The sequence below is a fragment of the Pseudomonas sp. RGM 3321 genome (genome assembly GCF_022836805.1).
Classification (GTDB): domain Bacteria; phylum Pseudomonadota; class Gammaproteobacteria; order Pseudomonadales; family Pseudomonadaceae; genus Aquipseudomonas.
Genome location: NZ_JALHBH010000110.1, coordinates 23,281 through 46,159, shown reverse-complemented (window position 1 = coordinate 46,159; position 22,879 = coordinate 23,281). Strand labels below are relative to the sequence as shown.

Annotated in this window: 28 protein-coding genes and 1 pseudogene; 18 read left to right on the top strand and 11 right to left on the bottom strand. The window is 59.3% G+C overall.

The window, feature by feature from the left end; all coding sequences use genetic code 11:
- Window positions 1-65: 65 nt before the first annotated feature.
- The 7 genes from urtE to ureC all read left to right on the top strand — a co-directional run bounded on the left by urtE (window position 66) and on the right by ureC (window position 5,441).
- On the top strand, window positions 66-764 hold the full coding sequence (urtE, locus tag RGM3321_RS14270) for an urea ABC transporter ATP-binding subunit UrtE (protein WP_003368879.1): 699 nt from the start codon (window positions 66-68) through the stop codon (window positions 762-764).
- Between the two features lie 52 nt (window positions 765-816).
- A complete protein-coding gene (locus tag RGM3321_RS14265; protein WP_244393584.1) occupies window positions 817-1,662 on the top strand; it encodes an urease accessory protein UreD in 846 nt (281 codons plus the stop codon).
- A gap of 238 nt (window positions 1,663-1,900) precedes the next feature.
- Window positions 1,901-2,203, top strand: coding sequence for an urease subunit gamma (gene ureA / locus RGM3321_RS14260; RefSeq protein ID WP_002555400.1), 303 nt, complete (start codon window positions 1,901-1,903; stop codon window positions 2,201-2,203).
- A 10-nt stretch (window positions 2,204-2,213) separates the two neighbouring features.
- On the top strand, window positions 2,214-2,756 hold the full coding sequence (locus RGM3321_RS14255; RefSeq protein ID WP_244393583.1) for a GNAT family N-acetyltransferase: 543 nt from the start codon (window positions 2,214-2,216) through the stop codon (window positions 2,754-2,756).
- Window positions 2,757-2,766: 10 nt separating this feature from the next.
- A complete protein-coding gene (ttr, locus tag RGM3321_RS14250; protein ID WP_244393582.1) occupies window positions 2,767-3,300 on the top strand; it encodes a tabtoxinine-beta-lactam acetyltransferase Ttr in 534 nt (177 codons plus the stop codon).
- Window positions 3,297-3,605, top strand: a complete 309-nt coding sequence (locus RGM3321_RS14245; RefSeq protein WP_002555403.1) for an urease subunit beta — start codon at window positions 3,297-3,299, stop codon at window positions 3,603-3,605. Before ttr ends, RGM3321_RS14245 begins: the two co-directional genes overlap by 4 nt.
- A 135-nt stretch (window positions 3,606-3,740) precedes the next feature.
- Complete coding sequence (ureC, locus tag RGM3321_RS14240) at window positions 3,741-5,441, top strand: urease subunit alpha (protein ID WP_244393581.1); 1,701 nt, start codon at window positions 3,741-3,743, stop codon at window positions 5,439-5,441.
- A gap of 51 nt (window positions 5,442-5,492) precedes the next feature.
- Here ureC and RGM3321_RS28480 read toward each other — a convergent pair whose 3' ends face one another.
- From RGM3321_RS28480 to RGM3321_RS14230, 3 genes and pseudogenes are all read right to left on the bottom strand, one after another.
- The gene (locus RGM3321_RS28480; RefSeq protein ID WP_308455320.1) at window positions 5,493-5,666 is read right to left on the bottom strand and encodes a thioredoxin family protein; all 174 of its coding nucleotides are present in this window, start codon (window positions 5,664-5,666) and stop codon (window positions 5,493-5,495) included.
- Between the two features lie 198 nt (window positions 5,667-5,864).
- Window positions 5,865-6,101 (bottom strand): annotated as a pseudogene (locus RGM3321_RS28475) (thioredoxin); the annotation flags it as partial.
- Window positions 6,102-6,114: 13 nt separating this feature from the next.
- Window positions 6,115-6,498: a thioredoxin domain-containing protein gene (locus tag RGM3321_RS14230; RefSeq protein ID WP_244393580.1), complete on the bottom strand. Its 384-nt coding sequence runs from the start codon at window positions 6,496-6,498 to the stop codon at window positions 6,115-6,117.
- A 160-nt stretch (window positions 6,499-6,658) separates the two neighbouring features.
- Here RGM3321_RS14230 and RGM3321_RS14225 point away from each other — a divergent pair, with 160 nt between their 5' ends.
- On the top strand, window positions 6,659-7,789 hold the full coding sequence (locus tag RGM3321_RS14225) for a HAMP domain-containing sensor histidine kinase (RefSeq protein ID WP_244393579.1): 1,131 nt from the start codon (window positions 6,659-6,661) through the stop codon (window positions 7,787-7,789).
- Window positions 7,790-7,864: 75 nt separating this feature from the next.
- Here the strand turns inward: RGM3321_RS14225 and cbpA are convergent, their stop codons facing one another.
- Complete coding sequence (cbpA, locus tag RGM3321_RS14220; RefSeq protein WP_244393678.1) at window positions 7,865-8,809, bottom strand: curved DNA-binding protein; 945 nt, start codon at window positions 8,807-8,809, stop codon at window positions 7,865-7,867.
- 326 nt (window positions 8,810-9,135) lie between these two features.
- Here cbpA and RGM3321_RS14215 point away from each other — a divergent pair, with 326 nt between their 5' ends.
- Window positions 9,136-10,401 carry an Hsp70 family protein gene (locus RGM3321_RS14215; RefSeq protein ID WP_060403213.1) on the top strand — a complete coding sequence of 422 codons (1,266 nt, stop codon included), beginning with the start codon at window positions 9,136-9,138 and terminating at the stop codon, window positions 10,399-10,401.
- A 184-nt stretch (window positions 10,402-10,585) separates the two neighbouring features.
- Here the strand turns inward: RGM3321_RS14215 and RGM3321_RS14210 are convergent, their stop codons facing one another.
- Window positions 10,586-11,596, bottom strand: coding sequence for an AI-2E family transporter (locus RGM3321_RS14210; protein WP_244393578.1), 1,011 nt, complete (start codon window positions 11,594-11,596; stop codon window positions 10,586-10,588).
- Window positions 11,597-11,784: 188 nt separating this feature from the next.
- Window positions 11,785-12,075: a PsiF family protein gene (locus RGM3321_RS14205; protein ID WP_057421367.1), complete on the bottom strand. Its 291-nt coding sequence runs from the start codon at window positions 12,073-12,075 to the stop codon at window positions 11,785-11,787.
- Window positions 12,076-12,227: 152 nt separating this feature from the next.
- Here RGM3321_RS14205 and RGM3321_RS14200 point away from each other — a divergent pair, with 152 nt between their 5' ends.
- Window positions 12,228-13,109, top strand: coding sequence for a DMT family transporter (locus RGM3321_RS14200; RefSeq protein WP_244393577.1), 882 nt, complete (start codon window positions 12,228-12,230; stop codon window positions 13,107-13,109).
- On the opposite strand, the gene RGM3321_RS14195 is transcribed toward RGM3321_RS14200, so the two are convergent.
- Window positions 13,106-13,339: a hypothetical protein gene (locus RGM3321_RS14195; RefSeq protein WP_244393576.1), complete on the bottom strand. Its 234-nt coding sequence runs from the start codon at window positions 13,337-13,339 to the stop codon at window positions 13,106-13,108. The genes RGM3321_RS14200 and RGM3321_RS14195 overlap by 4 nt on opposite strands.
- A 306-nt stretch (window positions 13,340-13,645) precedes the next feature.
- Between RGM3321_RS14195 and osmE the strand changes: the two genes are divergently transcribed.
- The 3 genes from osmE to RGM3321_RS14180 are packed head-to-tail and all read left to right on the top strand — an operon-like array spanning window position 13,646 to window position 14,888.
- Window positions 13,646-13,984 carry an osmotically-inducible lipoprotein OsmE gene (osmE, locus tag RGM3321_RS14190; RefSeq protein WP_003431761.1) on the top strand — a complete coding sequence of 113 codons (339 nt, stop codon included), beginning with the start codon at window positions 13,646-13,648 and terminating at the stop codon, window positions 13,982-13,984.
- Window positions 13,985-14,042: 58 nt separating this feature from the next.
- Window positions 14,043-14,345 (top strand): hypothetical protein, encoded by a 303-nt coding sequence (locus RGM3321_RS14185; protein ID WP_244393575.1) that lies wholly within the window; start codon window positions 14,043-14,045, stop codon window positions 14,343-14,345.
- Between the two features lie 3 nt (window positions 14,346-14,348).
- Window positions 14,349-14,888: a ferritin-like domain-containing protein gene (locus tag RGM3321_RS14180; protein WP_244393677.1), complete on the top strand. Its 540-nt coding sequence runs from the start codon at window positions 14,349-14,351 to the stop codon at window positions 14,886-14,888.
- Window positions 14,889-15,162: 274 nt separating this feature from the next.
- On the opposite strand, the gene RGM3321_RS14175 is transcribed toward RGM3321_RS14180, so the two are convergent.
- Window positions 15,163-17,229, bottom strand: a complete 2,067-nt coding sequence (locus RGM3321_RS14175; protein ID WP_244393574.1) for an AsmA family protein — start codon at window positions 17,227-17,229, stop codon at window positions 15,163-15,165.
- Between the two features lie 223 nt (window positions 17,230-17,452).
- Between RGM3321_RS14175 and RGM3321_RS14170 the strand changes: the two genes are divergently transcribed.
- The 5 genes from RGM3321_RS14170 (at window position 17,453) to RGM3321_RS14150 (ending at window position 20,678) form a co-directional block, all read left to right on the top strand.
- Complete coding sequence (locus RGM3321_RS14170) at window positions 17,453-18,085, top strand: TetR family transcriptional regulator (RefSeq protein ID WP_002555418.1); 633 nt, start codon at window positions 17,453-17,455, stop codon at window positions 18,083-18,085.
- A gap of 184 nt (window positions 18,086-18,269) precedes the next feature.
- Window positions 18,270-18,770, top strand: coding sequence for an urease accessory protein UreE (gene ureE / locus RGM3321_RS14165; RefSeq protein ID WP_002555419.1), 501 nt, complete (start codon window positions 18,270-18,272; stop codon window positions 18,768-18,770).
- A complete protein-coding gene (locus tag RGM3321_RS14160) occupies window positions 18,767-19,441 on the top strand; it encodes an urease accessory protein UreF (protein ID WP_002555420.1) in 675 nt (224 codons plus the stop codon). Before ureE ends, RGM3321_RS14160 begins: the two co-directional genes overlap by 4 nt.
- Before the next feature lie 21 nt (window positions 19,442-19,462).
- Entirely contained in the window at window positions 19,463-20,080 is a 618-nt protein-coding gene (ureG, locus tag RGM3321_RS14155) for an urease accessory protein UreG (RefSeq protein WP_003368915.1), read from the top strand.
- A gap of 25 nt (window positions 20,081-20,105) precedes the next feature.
- Window positions 20,106-20,678, top strand: a complete 573-nt coding sequence (locus RGM3321_RS14150) for a HupE/UreJ family protein (RefSeq protein ID WP_244393573.1) — start codon at window positions 20,106-20,108, stop codon at window positions 20,676-20,678.
- A gap of 54 nt (window positions 20,679-20,732) precedes the next feature.
- Here RGM3321_RS14150 and RGM3321_RS14145 read toward each other — a convergent pair whose 3' ends face one another.
- From RGM3321_RS14145 to thiL, 3 genes are all read right to left on the bottom strand, one after another.
- A complete protein-coding gene (locus tag RGM3321_RS14145) occupies window positions 20,733-21,152 on the bottom strand; it encodes an MFS transporter (RefSeq protein WP_244393572.1) in 420 nt (139 codons plus the stop codon).
- Window positions 21,149-21,766 (bottom strand): GTP cyclohydrolase II, encoded by a 618-nt coding sequence (gene ribA, locus RGM3321_RS14140; RefSeq protein ID WP_024675310.1) that lies wholly within the window; start codon window positions 21,764-21,766, stop codon window positions 21,149-21,151. Before ribA ends, RGM3321_RS14145 begins: the two co-directional genes overlap by 4 nt.
- Window positions 21,767-21,900: 134 nt before the next feature.
- The gene (gene thiL / locus RGM3321_RS14135) at window positions 21,901-22,866 is read right to left on the bottom strand and encodes a thiamine-phosphate kinase (RefSeq protein ID WP_244393571.1); all 966 of its coding nucleotides are present in this window, start codon (window positions 22,864-22,866) and stop codon (window positions 21,901-21,903) included.
- Window positions 22,867-22,879: the final 13 nt, after the last annotated feature.

Genomic DNA, 22,879 nt, shown 5'->3' with positions numbered 1-22,879 from the left:
ATACCTGTCCAGACGCCCCGCGTCGCAACATTGCGATTACGCTGCAACCGACGAGAACACCAACCATGCTCCAGGTCGAAAAGCTTCATCAGTATTACGGCGGCAGCCACATTCTTCGTGGTCTGTCGTTTGATGTGAAGGTCGGTGAAGTCACCTGCCTGCTGGGCCGCAATGGCGTGGGCAAGACCACGCTGTTGCGTGTGCTGATGGGCTTGTTGCCGTCGAAGGAAGGCTCGGTGCAATGGGAAGGCAAGACCATCACCCAGTTCAAGACGCATCAGCGGGTGCATGCCGGGATTGCTTACGTGCCGCAAGGCCGGGAAATCTTCGGCCGGCTGACGGTCGAGGAAAACCTGTTGATGGGCCTGTCACGCTTTCCAGGCTCCGAAGCCAAGGAAGTGCCGGCATTTATCTACGAGCTGTTCCCGGTGCTGCTGCAGATGAAACATCGGCGTGGCGGCGATCTGTCCGGCGGTCAGCAGCAGCAATTAGCGATAGGCCGGGCACTGGCGAGTCGTCCACGCTTGCTGATTCTCGACGAACCCACCGAAGGTATTCAGCCCTCGGTGATCAAGGAAATCGGCGCAGTGATCAAAAAACTGGCCGAGCGCGGCGACATGGCGATTCTGCTGGTCGAGCAGTTCTACGACTTCGCGGCGGAACTGGCGGACCAATACCTGGTGATGTCACGGGGAGAAATCGTCCAGCAGGGCCGTGGCGAGAACATGGAGACGGACGGGGTTCGCGGTCTGGTGACTATTTAATTAATGCGCCAATCCGTTATCGTGCTGCACTCGACAAGCCAATGAAGACACCATGAATCTGCCTGCCAACACTGCCCTTTTCACCCCCAGCTGGCATGCCGAGCTGGAATTGGGTTATGGCCGTTTCGATGACAGCACACGCCCGACCCAACGTCGCCACAAAGGGCCCCTGCGGGTGCAAAAGCATCTGTATGCCGAAGGGCCGCAGGTGTGCCAGCACATCATCGTTCACCCTCCGGGCGGTATCGCCGGGGGAGACCGGCTGGATATTTCGGCCACCGTAGGTGCCGATGCCTGGGCACAACTGACCAGCCCCGGCGCAGCGAAATGGTATCGCGCCGCCAGCCCGGCCTTTCAGCAACTTGAACTGCACGTCCACCCCGGCGCGACACTGGAATGGCTGCCGCAGGAAACCATCGTCTTCAGCAATGCCCAAGCAGAACTCACCACCCGCATAGAACTGCACGGTGACGCGAAGCTATGCTACTGGGATGTAGTAGCACTGGGCCGTCCGGCCAGCGGCGAGCGTTTCGAGCAGGGGCATTTTCAGTCGCATCTGGATATCCGTCGCGACGGCACATTGCTCTGGCACGAACGGCAACGCATTATCGGTGGCGACGGGCTGCTGGACTCGCCCATCGGCCTGGACGGCAAAACGGTATTCGCCATCCTGCTACTGACCGGCGAAGTGAGCAGCGATCTGCTTGAAGCCTGTCGCTCACTGTCGATGCCCAACCCGGTGCGCGGTGATCTGACCCAATTGCCGGGCCTTGTAGTGGCTCGCTGCCTGGCAGACGAAGCGCTGCACGCCAGAGCCTGGCTTATAGAACTCTGGAAATACCTGCGCCCTGCCCTGCTGGGACGCGAGGCGGTAACGCCAAGAATCTGGAACACCTGATTGATGACTGGACGCTCTGCATTCCAGGCTACACCCTCGGCGCTGATACACTCAGCGTGATACATAAGTCCTGAAAAGCCCGAAAATCGGGGCTTTTAGCGCTTCTGCCCGCAGGCCGTGGGGGCGAACTTGTTCGCTCCCACGGCCTGCGGGCAGAACCCAAAACAGACTTATACATAACGATGAGGGCTCAAGCCTGGGAACGATCAACCACCGAATTTGAACAAACGGACCCCCCATGGACCTGACACCACGCGAAAAAGACAAGCTGCTGATATTCACCGCCGGACTGGTTGCCGAACGGCGTCTGGCGCGCGGCGTGAAGCTCAATTATCCGGAAGCCATGGCGTACATCTCTGCGGCACTGCTGGAAGGTGCGCGTGACGGGCAGACTGTCGCTGACCTCATGCACTACGGCACGACCCTGCTGACCCGCGATCAGGTCATGGAAGGCATTGCGGAGATGATCCCGGAGATTCAGGTGGAAGCCACCTTCCCGGACGGCACGAAACTGGTCACCGTGCATCAGCCGATTGCCTGAAGGAGTGATCATGCAAGACGTGATTCGCGATGCCCTGCCGGTCGATCTGCCAGGCATTCTGGCCATCTACAACGACGCAGTGCTCAACACCACGGCTATCTGGAATGAACAACCGGTCGACCTGGCCAACCGCCAGGCCTGGTACGCAGCTCGCCAGAGTCAGGCGTATCCAATTCTGGTGGCCGTCGACCACGCAGGCGAAGTGCTCGGCTACTCATCGTTTGGCGACTGGCGTCCCTTCGAAGGGTTTCGCCATACGGTGGAGCATTCGGTCTATGTTCGCGCAGACCAGCGCGGCAAGGGGCTGGGGCCGCGCCTGATGGCATCGCTGATCGAACGGGCCAGAGCCTGCGACAAGCACATGATGGTAGCCGCCATCGAAAGCGGCAACGCGGCCTCCATCGCCCTGCATGAACGCCTTGGCTTTCAGACCACCGGACAGATGCCGCAAGTCGGCACCAAGTTCGGCCGCTGGCTGGACCTGACCTTCATGCAACTGGATTTGTCGCCCGGTGTTCCGGCACCCGCGTCACAAGCACCCAAGCCCCTCTAGAGAGCACGCCATGAACCATGCACAACTGCGACGTGTTACCGCTGAAAGCTTCGCCCATTATCGCCATGGTCTGGCGCAGTTGCTGTTCGAAACGGTTCACGGCGGCGCATCGGTGGGGTTCATGGCTGATCTGGATATGCAGCAGGCGTACGCCTGGTGCGACGGCCTGAAGGCCGATATCGCCGCAGGCAGTCTGCTGCTGTGGGTGGTGGCCGAAGACGATAATGTGCTGGCCAGCGCGCAGTTGTCACTGTGCCAGAAGCCCAATGGGCTGAACCGCGCCGAAGTGCAGAAACTGATGGTGCTGCCCAGCGCCCGAGGTCGTGGTCTGGGCAGGCAACTGATGGACGAAGTCGAGCAGGTTGCAGTGAAACAAAAGCGCGGGCTGCTGCACCTGGACACCGAGGCGGGCTCGGTGGCTGAAGCGTTCTATAGTGCGCTGGCCTACACCCGCGTCGGCGAACTGCCAGGCTACTGCGCCACACCGGACGGTCGACTTCACCCGACCGCCATTTATTTCAAAACCTTGGGGCAACCGACATGATCCCTGGTCAATACCAGATCCAGCCCGGCGATATCGAACTCAACGCCGGACGCCGCACCCTCAGCCTGACGGTTGCCAACAGCGGCGACCGGCCGATTCAGGTGGGCTCGCATTTCCACTTTTTCGAAACCAATGACGCACTGACCTTTGATCGCGCCGCCAGCCGTGGCATGCGCCTGAATATTCCCGCCGGCACCGCAGTGCGCTTCGAACCGGGCCAGTCCCGTGAAGTCGAGCTGGTGGACCTGGCCGGATTGCGCAAGGTCTACGGCTTTGCCGGACGGGTAATGGGCGATCTGGATTGAAGCCTTTTTGAATATCGTACCGACGCTCCGTGGGAATGCAGTCGGTGACACGGAGCGTCACGGGATGCATGCCAACGCTGAGCATTGGCACAAGAATCAGTCAGGTTTGCGTACAACGATGCATAAGGAATCACCATGAAGATTTCCAGACAAGCCTATGCCGACATGTTCGGCCCCACCGTCGGCGACAAGGTTCGACTGGCGGATACCGAGCTGTGGATCGAGGTCGAAAAGGACTTCACCACCTATGGCGAAGAAGTGAAGTTCGGCGGTGGCAAGGTTATCCGTGACGGCATGGGCCAAGGCCAGCTAATGGCCGCCGACGTCGTCGACACGCTGATCACCAATGCTCTGATCATCGACCATTGGGGCATCGTCAAAGCGGATGTCGGCATCAAGAATGGGCGCATCGCAGCCATCGGCAAGGCCGGTAACCCGGACATCCAGCCAGACGTGACCATTGCGGTCGGCGCGGCCACCGAAGTCATTGCCGGTGAAGGCATGATCCTCACCGCTGGCGGCGTCGACACGCACATTCACTTTATCTGCCCACAGCAGATCGAAGAAGCGCTAATGAGCGGCGTGACCACCATGATCGGCGGCGGCACCGGCCCTGCCACTGGCACCAACGCAACCACAGTCACGCCCGGTCCTTGGCACATGGCGCGCATGCTCCAGGCCTCGGATTCGTTTCCGATGAACATCGGCTTCACCGGCAAGGGCAACGTCAGCCTGCCCGGTCCGCTGATCGAGCAGGTCAAGGCGGGCGCTATCGGTCTGAAACTGCACGAGGACTGGGGCACCACGCCAGCAGCCATAGACAACTGCCTGAGCGTTGCCGACGAATACGACGTGCAGGTCGCGATTCACAGCGACACGCTGAATGAGTCAGGTTTCGTCGAAACCACCCTCGCCGCGTTCAAGAACCGCACCATCCACACTTATCACACCGAAGGTGCCGGTGGCGGTCACGCGCCGGACATCATCAAGGCCTGTGGTTCGCCGAACGTGCTGCCGAGCTCGACCAACCCGACGCGCCCGTTCACCCGCAACACCATCGACGAGCACCTGGACATGCTCATGGTCTGCCACCACCTGGACCCGAGCATCGCCGAAGACGTGGCCTTCGCAGAAAGCCGCATCCGCCGCGAGACCATCGCCGCCGAGGATATCCTTCACGACCTGGGCGCTTTTTCCATGCTCAGTTCCGACAGCCAGGCCATGGGCCGGGTTGGCGAAGTGATCATGCGCACCTGGCAAACCGCCGACAAGATGAAGAAACAGCGTGGGCCACTGCCGCAGGATGGCCCGGGCAACGACAACTTCCGCGCCAAGCGTTACATCGCCAAATACACCATCAATCCGGCGATCACCCACGGCATCAGCCATGAAGTGGGCTCGATCGAAGTCGGCAAGTGGGCGGATCTGGTGCTGTGGCGGCCAGCGTTCTTTGGCGTCAAACCGACCCTGATCCTCAAGGGCGGGGCCATCGCCGCCAGCCTGATGGGCGACGCCAACGCTTCGATCCCGACCCCGCAACCGGTTCATTACCGCCCCATGTTCGCAAGCTTCGGCAGCTCGCTGCACGCCACCAGCCTGACCTTCATCAGCCAGGCAGCGTTCGACGCCGGCGTACCGGAGTCACTGGGCCTGAAGAAGCAGATCGGTGTCGTCAAAGGCTGCCGTACCGTGCAGAAGAAAGACCTGATCCACAACGATTACCTGCCAGACATCGAAGTCGACCCGCAGACCTATCAGGTCAAGGCCGACGGGGTGTTGCTGTGGTGCGAGCCTGCGGACGTGCTGCCGATGGCGCAGCGGTATTTTCTGTTTTGAATCAGCAAGGGCCTTCGCTTTCAGAAGGCCCTTCAATATTTATTGCTCGGTTTATTCTTTGAGGCTAAGCAACTCGTTGAGTTTGGCTCTGAACCAGGACTTCAGATGAAAATCAGCGGTTTCCTCAATCTTTTTACCGCTCTTGAAAAAGATGACGGTTGGTGTAACGGTGACATTGTAGTTTTGGGCGGTCGCTGGGCTAGTGTCCACCGGCACACGAAGCATGACGACCCTCCCGGCAAACTCAGGCGCTAGCTCATCGAGAATTGCCCCAGTCCGTGTACTGTTGTTCGCTTCACCGTGGTCATTAACGCCGGGGTTGCTGAATTCCAACACCACCAACGGGCTGATTGCAGTCCATTGGGAACTGAAGTCCGCATCGTTCTTGACGACCCGGACCCGGGCCGCTTTGTTCTGGTAATTCAGAAGTGTTTCTTTAGATTCCAATATTTTCAGCGACTGCAGCGTATCGTTGATAGCGTCCAGTACCCCCAGATCCTGGGGGGTGCCGGTGCCCTGCAATGCTCGCTGCAATGGGAGAAAAACGCTCAGTTTTCCTGTCGCTACGTCGTCGAGCTTGCTGACTTTTCCATCGGCCAGTGTCTGCTGGGCACGCGTTACACGCTCTTCGACAAAAGCTGTGAGTTCTGTGTTCGACATGGTCATTCTCCCATTACGAAGCGGGTAGCAATTCATCCAGGATTTGCGTCATCCGTTCTTTGGTTTGCTGGCCGACAAGGTCTTCCCTTGCCCTTGCGCCAGCCTTGAAGAAAACCATCGTCGGACCATGATTTATCTGATATTGAGTCGAAGTCACGGGGTTCGAAGAGTCTTGGAGATGCGAATCCAGTTCGATCTCGACCCTGACCAAGCTGACTTTTCCGGCATATTTCTCTTCCAGCGCATTAAAAATGGTATCCATTCTGGCGCTGGCGTTATCCTCGCCTCGCTTGTTTACCTTCCCTTTCGTCGAGAATTCCACCACCACGAGCTTTTGGTTGCTCGCCTCAATGAAATCCTTCTGAAAGGTCGAATCAGTAACTGTCATGACACTCATGCTCAGGGCCTCCATTCGATTAACCTGCCGAATGAACATAGGCCCCATAGAAATCAGCGTCTACTGACAGAAATGACAGTAAACACTCTGTTTGTCGTGCTCTGTAAAGGCGATAATATGCGCCATCTTTCGTCACGCCTCTCCAGCAAGGTACTCGGCCATGCGCCTTTCCGAATTCATCGTTATTCATGTGGATCGCATCGTCGATGAATGGGAAGCCTTCGCCAGAACCCTGAAACCTGCGGCAGAAACGATGACCAAGGCCGAGTTGCGGGATCATGCCAGGTCGATTTTGCTCGCCGCCGCACGGGACATGAAAACCGCGCAGAGCAAAAGCGAGGAGATTGCCAAGGCCAGAGGCGAAGAGCTGAACAAGACGCCAAGCCTGGATGAAGCAGCCAGCAGCCATGGCGAGTTGCGCCATGAGGTCGGTTTTGATCTGGTGCAGATGACGTCGGAGTTTCGCCATCTGCGCGCCAGCGTCATCCGCCTCTGGGTAGAAAGCCTGACAGCGCCGCAATTGGCTGATTTTCAGGACGTGATTCGCTTCAACGAAGCCATCGACGAGGCGCTTGCCGAATCCACCGCAGCCTATGCGGAACGGGTTGGCCGCTCACGGGATATCTTTCTTGCCATTCTCGGTCATGACCTGCGTGCACCGCTGCAGGCCGTCAGCATGTCCACCGAGTTGCTGGCCCGCAAAATAATGCTGGACGAAAAGACCCAGTCTTATGTTTCACGCATCCAGACCAGCACCCGCCATATGGGCTCGATGGTCAGCGATCTGCTGGAGTTCGTGCGCAGCCGCCTGGGCGCCGGGCTGCCGGTGGAACGCAAATACATGGACCTGGCCAGCGCCTGTCGCGAGGCGATCGAAGAAGCCTGTGCAGGGCGACCGGACTCTGCTCCGGTGCTGAACATAGAAGGCAACACCAAGGGCCACTGGGATGCCGGGCGGATCAGCCAGATGCTGCAGAACCTGATCGGCAATGCCCTGCAGCATGGTGCGGCCAGCCACGAGATAACGGTGACAGTCACGGGCGCCGAGAAAGCCGTGATATTGGTGGTACACAACGAAGGCAAACCGATTGCCGAAGACGCTATCGGGACGATTTTCGATCCGCTGGTGCGCAGCACCGAGGAAAACAGCGAAACACGCGGCACGTCGACCAGCCTGGGCCTGGGCCTGTTCATCGTCAAGGAAGTGGTCAACGCCCACGGCGGCAGCATCACTGTGACCTCGACCATTGGTGAGGGCACGACCTTCAATGTGGTGCTGCCGAAAAACTGACCGGGGCTGACTGCCTGCTGATACGGGTGCCGCATCAGCCCAGGCAGAAAAGACCGAGTCGCAAGACTGCTCCGCTCAACCCTTCCACTGCGCACGGGGATCGAACGAAGAACTGTCTGCCAGTTTCTGCCAGAGCGCCCGCGTAGCCTCGTCGGTGTGCTTGGGCACGACGATTTTCAACTGGGCATAAAGGTCGCCCCGCTCGCCGCTCTTGTTCATCAAGCCGTTACCCTTGATCCGCAGGCGCTGACCGTTCTGACTGTCCGGGCGGATGGTCAGGTTGATCCTGCTGGTCAGCGTCGGCACGGCGACCTTGGTGCCCAGCACGGCTTCCCAGGGGGCCAGCGGCACGGTGATGACCAGATCATGGCCTTCGACCTCGAACAGCGGGTGCGGAGCCAGGCGAATGATCAGGTACAGATCGCCATTGGCACCACCGCCTACGCCCGGCGCGCCCTGCCCCTTGAGGCGAATACGCTCGCCATCGACGACGCCCGCGGGAATCTTCACGTTCAGGGTCTTGGTGATATCACTCATGCGCTGCCCGTTGGGGCTGTGCTGCGGCACCTTGAAGCTGACCTGCTTGGATTCCCCCGACAGGGTTTCTTCGAGAAACACCGCCAGTTCCATCTCCACGTCCTGCCCGGTACGCCCCGGGTTGCGGGTACGCCCGCCCTGCTGCGGCCGGCCGCCGAAAATGGAGCTGAAAAACTCTGAAAAGTCTGCCGTTTCCTCGAATCCGCCAGCGCCTGCGCCAGCCCGGCTTTGCCAGCCTGGCGGGGTCTGGAACGGGCGACCCTGCCGACCGTACTTGCGCAGTTCATCGTACTCGGCGCGCTTGTCAGGGCTGCTGAGCACCTCATAGGCTTCGGACGCTTCCTTGAACTTGTCTTCGGCGCCTGCTTCCTTGCTGACGTCAGGGTGATACTTGCGCGCCAGTTTGCGATAGGCGGTCTTGATCGCCTTGTCGTCCGCAGTCGGCTCAACGTCAAGTATCTTGTAGTAGTCTTTGAAATCCATGTAACGATCACCCATCCGAATTATCCGGCAAAGCCAGATACGCTGGCGTCACGCGCCCAGCTCCCTCTGTTCACGAGGTATCTGGATTACCTAACGTCGAAAATATATAGATAGCCGGCCGTCTTTGCAGACGGGTCGATAGCTCGACAACATCGTGTTCGACAGCCAGGTCTACCGAGAATCCCTTCAAGATTGGGGGTAATGGGCTTCAGTTCAAGCCTTGACGGTAAATACAGCCAGGTAAATATAAGCGACGTGTCGCGCTACGCAATTGTCGCGCGCTGACATAAACTGCGCGGCCGTTTTTTGACTGGAACGTAAAAGACATGAATGACCAATCCCCGGCCCGTGCCTGCGGCATCGATTTCGGCACGTCCAACTCCACCGTCGGCTGGCAACGACCCGGCGTGGAATCGTTGATCGCGCTGGAGGACGACAAGATTACTCTACCGTCGGTGGTGTTCTTCAATATGGAGGAACGCCGTCCGGTGTATGGCCGCCTGGCGCTGCACGAGTATCTGGAAGGTTATGAAGGCCGCCTGATGCGCTCGCTCAAGAGTCTGCTGGGCTCAAAGCTGATCAAGCATGACACCAGCGTGCTGGGCACGGCGATGCCGTTCAAGGATTTGCTGGCCCTGTTTATCGGCGAGCTGAAAAAACGCGCCGAGCACACGGCCGGACGCGAGTTCGAGCAAGTGGTACTGGGCCGCCCGGTGCATTTCGTCGATGACGATGCACAGGCCGATCAGGAAGCCGAAGACACTCTGGCCGAGGTGGCCCGCAAGATCGGCTTCAAGGACGTGTCGTTCCAGTTCGAACCTATTGCTGCGGCATTCGACTACGAGTCCACCATCAAAGACGAAGAGCTGGTACTGATTGTCGACATCGGCGGCGGTACGTCGGACTTCTCGCTAGTGCGCCTGTCACCCGAGCGACGCCAGCACGATGATCGCCAACAGGACATTCTTGCCACGGGCGGCGTGCACATTGGCGGCACCGACTTCGACAAGCAGTTGAGCCTGCAAGGCGTGATGCCGCTGTTCGGTTACGGCAGCCGCATGAAAAGCGGCGCCTATATGCCGACCAGCCACCACATGAACCTGGCGACCTGGCACACCATCAATGCGGTGTACTCGCAAAAGTCGCAGCTGGCGCTGGGCAGCATGCGTTACGACATCGAAGACACCGGTGGCATCGACCGTCTGTTCAAGCTGATCGAACAGCGCGCCGGGCACTGGCTGGCCATGGAAGTGGAAGAAACCAAGATCCAGCTGACCCACGCTGAAAACCGCCATCTGCCAATGGACCGGGTGGAAGCAGGATTGAGTGTGGACCTGAGCCGGGTGATGTTCGAAGCAGCGATCGACGCTCAGCTTGAGCGTGTGCGCAACAGCGTGACGAAATTGCTGAGCGACGCGGGCGTGAGTGTCGAACAGGTCAACACGGTATTCTTCACGGGTGGCTCGAGCGGCATCCCCGCCCTGCGCAACAGCGTCTCGGCCATGCTGCCCAACGCGCGCCACGTCGAAGGCAACATCTTCGGCAGCATCGGCAGCGGCCTGGCGATTGAAGCGAAGAAGCGTTACGGCTAGTCATGCGCCTAGCGTGGGAATGCCCTTCGTGATGCTCCGCGTCAAAGATCGCTGATCTTGTGGGAGTGTTTCGAGCCATGTGGATGCTCTGCAGCACCGCAGACGTAGAGCGTCCAGAACTGCATGCCAACGCGGTGAACTGGCACGATAGGCGTTCTTTCAGACGCCTATCTAAGCAAGCGCCCTAGACCAACCCTTCCTTCTGCAGTTCGCTCTTCAAATACGCATAGTAAATCGGTCCTGCCACCACCCCCGGCAGGCCGAATGCGGCTTCGAACAACAGCATCGCCAGCAGCAACTCCCACGACTTGGCATTGATCTGCCCGCCGACGATGCGTGCATTGAGGAAATACTCGACCTTGTGAATCACGATCAGGTAACCCAGCGCAGCCAGCGCTACCCAGATCGAGATCGACATGCCGACAATGAAAATCAGCGTGTTCGACATCAGGTTGCCCACCACCGGCAGCAGGCCGAGCAGGAAGGTCATGATGATCAGGGTCTTGGTCAGCGGCAGGTGAATCCCGCACAACGGCAGGACGATGGCCAGGAATACCGAAGTAAACGCCGTGTTGAGCAGGGAAATCTTGATCTGGGCAAAAACGATATTGCGAAATGCCCGGCTGACCAGATACAGACGATCGAACAGTGCGGACGCCAGCGGCTTGCGCGCATGGACATCGGAAATACGCTGCAAGGCGATGATCGCGCCCAGCACCATGCCGATCAGCATGGTGACGAACATGTGTGCCGCGCCCTTGCCGATCAACTGCAACTCGCCGACATGTTTCTGCAGCCACTGCCCAAGGGAAACCTGAAACTCCGCCGCACTGGCAGGCAGATAGGCATCAATGAACGGCGGTAGCTGACCCCGCGCGCGATCCACCAGGGTCATGAACTTGTCCAGCGAGGCCCCGGGGTTTTCGGCTTCGTGCAGCACAAAGCTGATCACACCGGCAAAAATCAGTGTCAGCAGGCTGACCACCACAGTACCCAGTAGCGCTACCGCCAGCCAGCGGGCGCGTTCGCCGGAAATCAGGCGCTGCAACTTGGGGGTCAGCATGTTGACCAGTTCGAACACCAACAGTCCGGCCAGCAGGCTGGGCAGCAACTTGAATGGCAACACCAATAACAGACCGCCAAATACAAGAATCCAGCTGGCTATTAACACCTGACGCGCAGAAAACGTTGGCATAGACCCTCAACGGGCAACACAAGGAAGGTGGGCAGTCTGCCAGCCTTCTCAGTCGAGAACCAGTGATCCGAAAGCCGGAAAAAGTGCGGAGCAATCATCTGCCCGATGATCGGCTCGATAACGGCGCCAAAGTGCAGTGTTTACTGCACCCGCGCGCCTAGTCTGTAGCGATGGCTCTGACCGGAAAATTATTTCTTCTTGAGACAATCACTCATGAAACTCTTGCGAGCATCGCCCTTGAGTGCCTGAGTGCTGGCAGTCGCATTGCAGGTCTTCATCTTGTCCTGCTGGGTCGCTGCCGGCGCTGGTGCGGCTTTCAGGCAAGTGCTCATGAATGCCTTGCGCTCGTCGCCCTTCAGCGATTTGGCGCTGGCGTCGGCATTACAGGTGGTCATTTTGTTCTGCTGCGCAGTCGCCGCGAACCCCTGAGCAGACAGCATCAAGCCAACGAGCAATAAAGGAATACCGAGCTTCTTCATCGATCCACTCTCCAGAACCACTGCACCGGACGGCGCAGGCTGAGGTTAAGTGTAGTCAGATGTTGCGACCCATGACGGGGCAAACCGTATCGCTGCTGGCATTCTCGAACAACAGGCGGATAATTACGCCTCGCTTTAACGATGACTCCCTCATGCAATACGCTTTTCCACTGATTACCGTCCTTATCTGGGCGATCAACACGGCCGTCACCAAGGCGTCTGCCGGAGTGATCTTTCCGGCTGAAATAGGCTTTTATCGCTGGGCGCTGGCCGGCTTGCTGTTCACGCCCTTCATGCTCAGGCCTGTCTGGGCAAATCGCGCCACGATCAAACCGGTGCTGGGCAAAATTTTCATTCTTGCCGTGCTCGGTACAGCGATGTATCAAAGCCTGGCGTACTTCGCAGCAAGCCTGACGACTGCCACCAACATGGGGATCATTCAGTCGCTGGTGCCCATGATGGCGCTGGGGCTGTCGATAGCCTGCCTCGGTAATCGCCTGACCTGTGGCGCGCTGCTGGGCGCTGTGCTGTCGTTTGTGGGAGTGGTAGTCGTGGTGTCGGCGGGCAATCCCGCGGAGCTGATCGAGCATGGCGTCAATCGGGGCGATGCGATGGTGCTGGTGGCCGCGGCGTCGTATGCGGTCTACAGCACGCTATTGAAGAAGTGGCAGTTGTGCCTGCCGCCCCTGCAATTGCTTTACGTGCAGATTCTACTGGCGCTTATCGTGTTGCTGCCGCCCTTTATCCTGTCGGCAAAAACCGGCTTGAATGCCAGCAACATTCCGATGGTGCTGTATGCAGCCATTCCAACGTCGATGCTCGCGCCCTGGCTGTGGATGACCTCGATCATGCGTCTGGGCCCCAGCCGCACAACGCTGTTCTTCAACCTGATGCCGATCGCCACGGCATTGATTGCCGCGGCGACGCTGGGCGAACAGCTGGCGCTCTATCACCTGTTCGGCGGAGCGCTGACCCTTTGCGGCGTCATCCTTGCAGAACGCTGGACGACCCCGCTGCGGTCAGGTGCGAATTAGACAGTCGCGCTGCCTTCGCTGCCTTCCAGGCTGTGAATCGACACGTCGGTGATGCCGGCGGCAAGAGGCAGGCCGGCTTCACCCAATGGAAGCTCGTCCAGTTCTACGTGATGCTTGAGCGCCAGTTCGTGCACCACTTCAATGATAGGCACGTCCAGATTCTCGATAATGTCTACGTGGTGCTCGCCGAGCAGGGTGTACTCGATCTCATACAGTTCTTTATCGCTCATCGCATCTTCCTGGCCGTCACAGAGGAGGCTGATTAACGAACTACGGTCCGACAACCGATGACCGAGCCCAAGGCTGAGCAAAACGCTCAACCATGCCATCAGATTGACCTCAGCCTTTCGGGAACGTGCGAGGAATATTCAAAGCGCTTTTCATGCCCGAGCGTCATGGCGTTCGGGCATTCAGCAGCGGCATCAGGGTGGATGCAAGGTACTGCCTCATCGCCATCTTTTTTTCGAACTCTTGGACCCCTCCCGGCTCCAAGGCATACCGGGCCAAAACCGGCTCTGACATGTGGAGCAACAACGATGTACAAAAAACTCTTCGCGGCGACCTTTGTATTGGCGACGATGGCTGGCTGCAGCAACACAACCGTGCAGAACCCGGTGGACTACGTCACTTATCGCAACGAGCCGCTGGTCAAGCAGGTCGAGAACGGCATGACGCGCCAGCAGGTCCTGACCATCGGCGGTGAACCGTCGAGCACCATCGAGCGCAAGGTCAACCCGGGCACTTGCAACAACTACGTCATGAACAAGGACGGCCACAAACAGGTTTACCACGTCAGCTTCAACAGCGACGGCCGTGTGACCAATAAAGGTTTCATGACTTGCGAACAACGCGAGAAGAACGAAAAAGCGATGTAATCAAAACGCAGGCACAAACAAAAAGCCCGAGGCATGAATGCCTCGGGCTTTCTGTTGAATGCTTCTTTTAGAAAACCAGCTTGAACAGGGCGATAACCACGACCAGGCCGATCAGAAAGATGATGCCAACGGTGCTTCCCAGGAACTTGAGCATTGTGTATCTCCACGATTTATTTGGGTCTCAAGGTTGGGACCGCGAGGCTCAGCACTCGTTTCTTATATTTTTACATTCAGTCACAACCGCCCGCACTGGCGAAAATCCGATAAAACTTTTTCCCTCCCCCAGCACTCACAACCCTTGCTGATCCTGCCGGGCAATACACAGAGCGAGACAGCAAAACCTGATGAGTCCTGGAGATAAATGATGAATTCTGCACCGCAATCACAGCTTTCCGATGTAAATACTCTGCGCCAACGCGCACGCCAGAACGTTGAGGATGGTGCTGTGACTCAAGGCTACAGCGCTGACCGCGAAACGGTCCTGCGCCTGCTCAATGAATCGCTGGCTACCGAGCTGGTCTGTGTGCTGCGCTACAAGCGCCACTACTACATGGCGTCCGGCATCAAGGCGAGCGTGGCGGCAGCCGAGTTTCTGGAGCACGCTGAACAGGAAGCACAGCACGCCGACAAGCTGGCCGAGCGTATCGTGCAACTGGGCGGCGAGCCGGAATTCAACCCGGACCTGCTGTCGAAGAACTCCCACGCACAATACGTTGCGGGCAATACGCTGAAAGAAATGGTCTACGAAGACTTGGTTGCCGAGCGCATCGCGGTCGACAGCTATCGCGAGATCATTCAGTACATCGGTGACAGCGATCCGACCACCCGCCGCATTTTTGAAGAGATTCTTGCTCAGGAAGAAGAGCACGCAGACGACATGTCGGACATCCTCGAAGGCCTGTAAGCGGCGACAAGTGAAAAGCCAGGACCTGTGTCCTGGCTTTTTTTGTGGGCAACTGGAATGCGTGATCGACGCACGACTATCGTTCCCTGTGCTCCCTTGCATGCCGATCGTGACGCTCTGCGTCACAAACCTGCATAGCACCGTGCATCAAGACCGGACGCGGAGCGTCGCACGATATTAGAGATTATCGTTCCGCTCGTTCCAGCGTCGGAATGCATTGCGTGATGCTCTGCGTCACAGATCTGCATCGCACCGCTGATCCTTGAGCGTGCAATCACTTCACCGTCTTCGGCGCCTTGCCGGTGCGCATCTGCTCCAGCAGCGGGCCACACTGATTGGGCTCGCTGTCACCAGTGGCGACCAGCGCCAGCAAGCCGGCAACAGGACCTACGGTTGCACCGAGCAGGACCATGCCGGCTCCGCGCAGCAATAACGGGCCGGACTGCACGCCTGCGTTGGGCTTGGCGAACGGGCCGTTGACGTACAGTGGCGAGCGCAGCGAGAACACGCGGAAGCCCTTGGACTCCGGGTTGACCTGCAGGTCCAGTTGCTCGGTCTTCATGTTCGCGGTGCCGTTGATGTAGATAATGGCGTTCTCGGTATCGAAGACAAACAGCCGACTGGTCGCCAGCCCGTCCTTGATGCCGAAGTCCGAGGCCGCGCAATTGATCTTCACGTCCTTGTCGCCGAACAGCTTGCCGACCACGTAATTGCCCACGTTGAGCCCGGCAATTTCCATCAGGCCACGACTGATCGCGCCGTCGTTCACCAGCATCTTCATTTCGCCATTGGCAGTCCCCAGCAAGGCTGCGACCGAGTTGCCGCGCCCACTGATGTCGGCATCGCCGTTCAGCTCACCGAAGCTGGTTTTCATCGGTTCGAAGGTCGGGAACAGCTGCTTGAGCTTGAAATTACGCGCCGACAGTTTTGCCCGGCCCTGCATCGGTTTGTTTTGCCCGTTCAGGCGAATATCCGCGTCCAGCTTGCCGCCTGCCACACCAAAACGCAGCGGCTCGAGGCTCAACTGACCATCGTCGAGAACCAGATGGGTGTAGAGGTCGGTGAACGGCAGGTCCGGGCTCTGCACGATGCGCTTGCCGGTGAACTCCACGTCGGCGTCCATCGCCCGCCAGCGATCAGTCTGAAACTCTTCTACCGGCAGAACCTTGCCCGAAGGCTGCTTGCTCTCGCCACCGCGCTTCTTCTGCGCGGCATTGGAGTCCGCACCGATCAGCGGCGCGAGGTCACTGAACAGCAATTGGTTGGAGACCAGCACGCCACTCAGCTTGGGCCGAGGCTGACTGGCGACGAAGCCCAGATCACCATGGATATCGCTGTTGCCGATCTTGCCGTTGAAGCCTTCGTAACGGAAGCTGGCGCCGGCCGGATCATGCAGTTTGGCGATCAGGCGGCCATCGGTGGAGTACGCCGGAGAATCCGGCAGGGTCACGCCAGTCAGAGGGTACAGATTGCTCAGGCTCGCGCCGGAAAGCTTGAGGCGTAGATCCAGCGCGCCCAGGTTCTGTGGGTCGGTCAGGGTCCCGGCGATCACCGCATGGGTGTCACCGACTTTCACGTCAGCCTGTACCGGAAACGGCTGACTGGCGTCCTTGAGCGCGAGCAGACCGCCCACCTTGCCGGTGCCGCTCAGTTTCTGACCGTGGTACTGGCCGGTGACCGCCAGACCGAATGCGTAGTCCTGCGGCACTGCGCCCTTTTCCTGAGCCTTTTGCGCTTCCTTGCTGCCGACGATTTCACTGAACGGGATCGGCTTGCCGAGCAAGTCGATCACGACATCCAGATTGGCATTCAGTGTCTGGTCATTGAAACTCACCAGTCCCTTGTCGAACTTGATCGCGCCGATGTCCATCACCCATTTGGAGGGCTCGGCATTCGGGTCGGACTTGGGCAGATCGAAGACCCAGTTGGCGCGACCATCGGCCAGGCGCTCCAGCCTGGCCTCGGGGCCGGTCAGGTCGATGCGCGGGATAACCACTTGCTGAGCCAGCAGTGGCAACAGCGACAGACGAAACTCAACGTGCTTGAGAATGACCATCTGCGGGTTTTTCGACCACTCGGGATTACCTAGTGTCAGGTCATCGGCCACGAAGTGCGGCGACGGCACCCAGGCGCGCCAGCCACCGAGTTCGGGCTCGCGCGTCCAGCGCACGTCCAGGTCACCATTAATGGCGAACGGGCGATGCAGCGCTTCGCTGACTTTCTCATTGAGGGTGGGTTTGATGCGGTTCCAGTCGAAAGTGACAATCACAATGACCAATATAGCCAGCACCACCAGTAACGTGGCACCTGTCCAGGCGAAAATCTTGCGGCTGCGCGTCATGCGTGACTCTCCAGAAAACAGCGCTCCGACCCTGGCGCGCTGAGTACGACATGAATGTTCGACTGACAAACGCGCCGAGGGTTTGATTTGAATACGAAATCGCTCCAAAGGCCAGCACCTGTATTGCAACGGACGTTGAAGCGACTAACTGAAAACCCTTTCGACGCAGCTAAAGCGCATTTGCTAAAGTGCAACCCAGCCTAATCCAAGAATCGTTTGAGCCATGCTGCCCCGCGCCGAACAGAAACAACAGACCCGAAGAGCCTTGCTTGATGCTGCCCATCAGTTGATGGAAAGCGGGCGCGGCTTCGGCAGCCTGAGCCTGCGGGAAGTGGCGCGCACGGCGGGCATCGTGCCGACCGGGTTTTACCGTCACTTCGAAGACATGGACCAGTTGGGCCTTGCGCTGGTGAGTGAGGTCGGCCAGACCTTCCGCGAAACCATCCGGCTGGTGCGCCATAACGAATTCGCCATGGGCGGGCTGATTCGTGCGTCGGTGAAGATATTCCTCGAACGTGTGGCGGCCAACCGGTCGCAGTTCCTGTTTCTGGCGCGCGAACAATACGGCGGCTCCTTGAAGGTGCGTCAGGCGCTTGGCGCATTGCGCGAAGGCATCAGCGCCGACCTGACGGCGGACCTGGCAAAAATGCCCAAATGGCAGCACCTGAACGCTGACGCGTTGTCGATCATCGCCGACCTGGTGGTCAAAAGTGTGTTCGCCATGCTGCCGGAACTGATAGACCCTCCACCCGCTTCGCTTGCACCGCACCTGACACCTCAGGCCAAGATTACCCAGCAGCTGCGCTTCATCTTTATTGGTGCACGGCACTGGCGTGGGCTTGGTAGTCACGATTGAGCGTCAGTTGAAGTCAACGAGCGCACCAAAATAGATCAGTTTTTTAGTTGCGCACCATTAACGACCATAACAAGGCCATACCCAACTAAAATCAGCGGCCTCCGCCAGCAATTTCTTACAGCCTGCACTGTTGGCAAGCCCCTTGCTCTGATTTGAAGCATCGCAATTGGCTGGAAGCTATCTGATGCTGGTGATTCACAACCGAATCGAACCTCAGGCCGAATGGGCCGCCGAGCTGCATTTGAATTTCGAGGCACGCAGCAAGAGCCGCCTACGCTGCTTCAGTGCGGAAAACGAAGACGTTGGCCTGTTTCTGCAACGCGGTCAATCGCCCTTGCGCGATGGCGAGTTTCTGCAGGCCGAAGATGGCCGCGTGGTACGTGTCTGCGCACGCCCGGAAAAGCTGATGCACGTTACTTGCAGCAGTACCTTCGAACTGACCCGCGCAGCCTATCATCTCGGCAATCGTCACGTAGCCCTGCAAGTCGGCGACGGCTGGTTGCGCCTGCTCGATGACTACGTGCTCAAGGCCATGCTTGATCAACTTGGTGCCACCGTTGAAACCATCGAAGCGCCGTTCCAGCCGGAACATGGTGCCTATGGCGGCGGGCATCACCACTCGCGTGCAGGCGAAGAGGATTTCAACTATCCGCCCCGCATGCACCAGTTCGGCGTGCGCAAGTGAACAGCGCCTGGGCGCTTTTGCGTCTGGCCAGCCCGCAGCTGCCGATTGGCGGCTACAGCTATTCACAAGGGCTGGAAATGGCCGTGGAGCAGTCCATCGTAGTGGACCCGCAGACTGCAGGGCGCTGGATCAGCGATCAGCTGTTGCTCAATCTCGCTCGCTTTGAGGCACCCTTGCTGCTGGCCCATTGTGAAGCAGCGTCAGCGGGTGACTGGGGCCAACTGCTGCAAGTCAGCGAGCAACACCGCGCCAGCCGCGAAACGCGCGAGCTGCATCAGGAAAGCCGCCAGATGGGTTATTCCTTGCAACAATTGCTCAATGGCCTGCCTGAGCTGGATCGCGATGCACGCCACTTTCTTGAACAGACTGCAGAGCCGCACCTGGCCCTGGGCTGGGCGCTGGCCGCACGTGCCTGGCAGATCAGCCCGCAAGACGCGCTGGCCGCATGGCTGTGGAGCTGGCTGGAAAACCAGCTGGCCGTGCTGATGAAAACCCTGCCGCTCGGCCAGCAAGCTGCGCAACGCCTGACCAGCGAGCTGTTGCCGTTACTGCAGCAAGCGCAGGTCAATGCGACTCGACAAGATACCCACCATGCTGGCAGCGCGGCCTTCGGCCTGTCCCTGGCGAGCATGGCGCATGAACGTCAATACAGCCGGTTATTCCGGTCCTGATCAGTATTTATGGAGAACTCAATGAACAGCCAACCTCTGCGCGTCGGCATCGGTGGCCCGGTAGGGTCCGGCAAGACAGCTCTGACCCTGGCGCTGTGCCTGGCATTGCGCGACCGCTATAACCTGGCGGTCGTGACCAACGATATCTATACCCGCGAAGACGCTGACTTTCTGGTGCGCAACGAGGCACTGGCCCCTGAGCGCATCATCGGTGTTGAAACCGGTGGCTGCCCGCACACCGCCATTCGTGAAGACGCGTCGATCAACCTGGAGGCGGTTGACCAGCTCAATCGCCGCTTTGAAGGCCTGGACCTGATCATTGTCGAATCAGGTGGCGATAATCTTTCCGCAACGTTCAGCCCGGAGCTTTCCGACCTGACGATTTACGTGATCGACGTATCGGCAGGCGACAAACTGCCTCGCAAAGGCGGCCCGGGTATCTGCAAGTCCGATCTGCTGGTGATCAACAAGATAGACCTCGCACCGCTGGTCGGCGCGTCACTGGAAATGATGGACAGCGACACGCGCAGGATGCGCGGCGAAAAGCCATTCGTGTTCAGCAACCAGAAAACCGGTCAGGGTCTGGAGCAGATTATTGCCTTTATTGAGCGCCAGGGTCTGCTGACTGCAGCCGCCTGAATTCACAACCAAAAGGAACCCGTCGATGAACTACAAAAAAGCCCTTGGCGCCCTCGCGCTGCTGCTGATCCCGACTCTGGCGCTGGCCCACCCCGGTCATGGCGATAACGGCCTGATAGCGGGTATCAGCCACCCGATTGGCGGTCTGGATCATTTGCTGGCGATGCTTGCCGTCGGCTTGTGGGCCGCACAACAGCAAGGTTCCGCACGCTGGGCACTGCCCTGCACCTTCGTCGGCACCATGCTGATCGGTGGCGTGCTGGGCTTTGAAGGTCTGAATCTGCCAGCGCTGGAAAGCGGCATTGCAGGGTCGGTACTGGCGCTGGGTCTGGCTGTGGCGCTGGCAGTGCGTCCGCCCTTGGCACTGGCCGTTGCAGCGACAGCCCTGTTCGCTTTGTTCCACGGTGTAGCGCATGGCCTTGAGCTTCCGGAGATGTCCAGCCCATGGGCTTACGCAGCAGGCTTCGTAGCAGCGACTGCAGCCTTGCATGCGGCAGGTTATGCCGTGGTTCGCGTATTGCCTCAGGCGGCAGCACCGCTGGTGCGCATCGCAGGTGCAGCCTCTGCGGCAACGGGTGTGTGGTTGCTGGCGGGCTGATCGAATTTCCGGCTGATCGTGCCCACTTGGCCTGGAAAAATCAGCCGGGGACGATCAGCGGGAAAGCGCAGGAATGCGGTACAGGTAGAGCAGCACTGCGCTGGCAAACGCCAGCAGGCAGACCGGCAAAGGTTGCAAGCCGAACAGCACCGCGATGGCAGCGATCCAGGCGGGCAGCCCGGCAGCGAGAAAGGCCAGCCGGCGAACGGCAGCCAGTTTGAGCCATGCTGCCGGCTCTTCCGGCGTGTCGAGTGCGGCCTGGGTAGCCGTCAACGCACGCTTGTAAGCCCCGAAGGGCTTCAGGCTGACGAACATCGAGCCTATCCCGGCAATGAATAGCGGTATCGCCAACACAGGAATGAGCGGCTCGCTGGCACCGAAAAACACGCAGACCACCAGCAATGGCGCCAATGTCAGACCCAGTTGACGCCACCAAGCCATTTCCAGCTTTTGACGCACCTCGCTGCGTGTCACGCGGGGCCGACCTCGCTTTGATGCTCGTTACCCATCATGTGCCCCAGCTTGCCCGCCTTGGTCGCCAGGTAAAGGCGGTTGTGCGGGTTTTGCCCGGTGTGCAACGGCACGCGCTCGGCTACCTTGATGCCCATGTCGGTCAAGGCTTTGACCTTGCGCGGGTTATTGGTCATCAAACGCAGCGATTGAACGCCCAGATGCTGAAGCATCGGCAGGCAGATCGCGTAATCGCGCTGGTCGGCAGCAAAACCCAGACGTTCATTGGCCTCTACCGTGTCGGCACCGCCATCCTGCAGCTCGTAGGCGCGGATCTTGTTCATCAGGCCGATACCGCGCCCTTCCTGACGCAGATACAGCAATACGCCGCGCCCTTCGGTAGCAATGGCGCGCAGGGCGGCTTCAAGTTGTGAGCCGCAATCGCAACGCTGACTGAACAGGGCGTCGCCTGTCAGGCATTCGGAGTGCACGCGACCAAGAACCGGCGCACCGTCCGCTACATCGCCCAGGCTCAGGACAACGTGTTCACGGCCGGTTGCCGACTCGATAAAGCCGTGCATGGCAAATTCTGCAAAGGGGGTGGGCAGTTTGGAAGCGGCGACAAAGACGACGGGCACCGTGTGCTCCTGATCAGTATGAAGACTGGAAATTCGCAAGATTCGCATTGTAACAGCAGGTTCCTGCGGACGCTCAGGCTGAATTCTCGGGCGTTTAGATCATAAAGTTCGATAGATAGACGCCGTGCATCCCATCACTGCGCGCTGTCGAAATGCTGGTAGCCACGCGTATCGGGCGTGACGTCCAGCCCTGCGCCGTCGACAACAACGACACCCTGGCCCTTCTCTACCCGGCCAATCACATGCACCGGCCAGCGTTCATCCAGCAAACGGGCAAGGTGCCCGGACGGCAGCGTAAAAGCCAGAATGTAATCATCGCCACCGCTGAGCGCAGCCTGCCGGGCAGACGGCAGATCGAGCAACGTCAGCAACTGATCAGACATCGGCAGCCTGTCACGCTCGACGACCAGCCGGACACCTGATGCACGGGCGATGTGTCCGCAATCAGCCAGCAGCCCATCGGAGATGTCCAGCGCCGACGTCGCCCTGCCCCGCAATGCCTGCCCCAGCGCCAGTTGCGGTTGCGGCGACCAGTAGCGGGCCAGCAACGCCTCGGCAATCGAAGCCTCGGTACTGCGTTGCTTCAAGACCAGCGGCAACGCACCTGCACCATCACCCAGCGCGCCGCCAACGCAGAGCAAGTCGCCCGCGCAAGCGCCGCTGCGCGTCAGGGCCGAGCCGGTTGGAACAGCGCCGAACACCGTCAGCGTAAGGCTCAAGGGCCCGCGTGTGGTATCGCCACCGATCAAACGCAGCGAACAGCCCTGCGCCATGTGATTGAGCCCGCGAGCAAATGCCTGCAGCCAGTTGGCATCGACCTGCGGGAGGGTCAAGGCAAGGGTAAACGCGACAGGACGGGCGCCCATCGCCGCCAGGTCACTGGCAGACACCGCCAGCGCACGCTGGCCGAGCAGAAAGGGGTCACAGACGTCAGGAAAATGTACCCCGGCAACCAGGGTATCGGTCGAGATCGCCAACTGCTCGCCGGGCGGTAACGCCAGCAGCGCGCAGTCGTCGCCGATCCCCAGAGCAACTTCCCCGCCTGCCTGCGCACAGCGCGCGGCGGCGAAGTAATTGCGGATCAGCTCGAACTCTCCCATAAAGGTCAGGCGC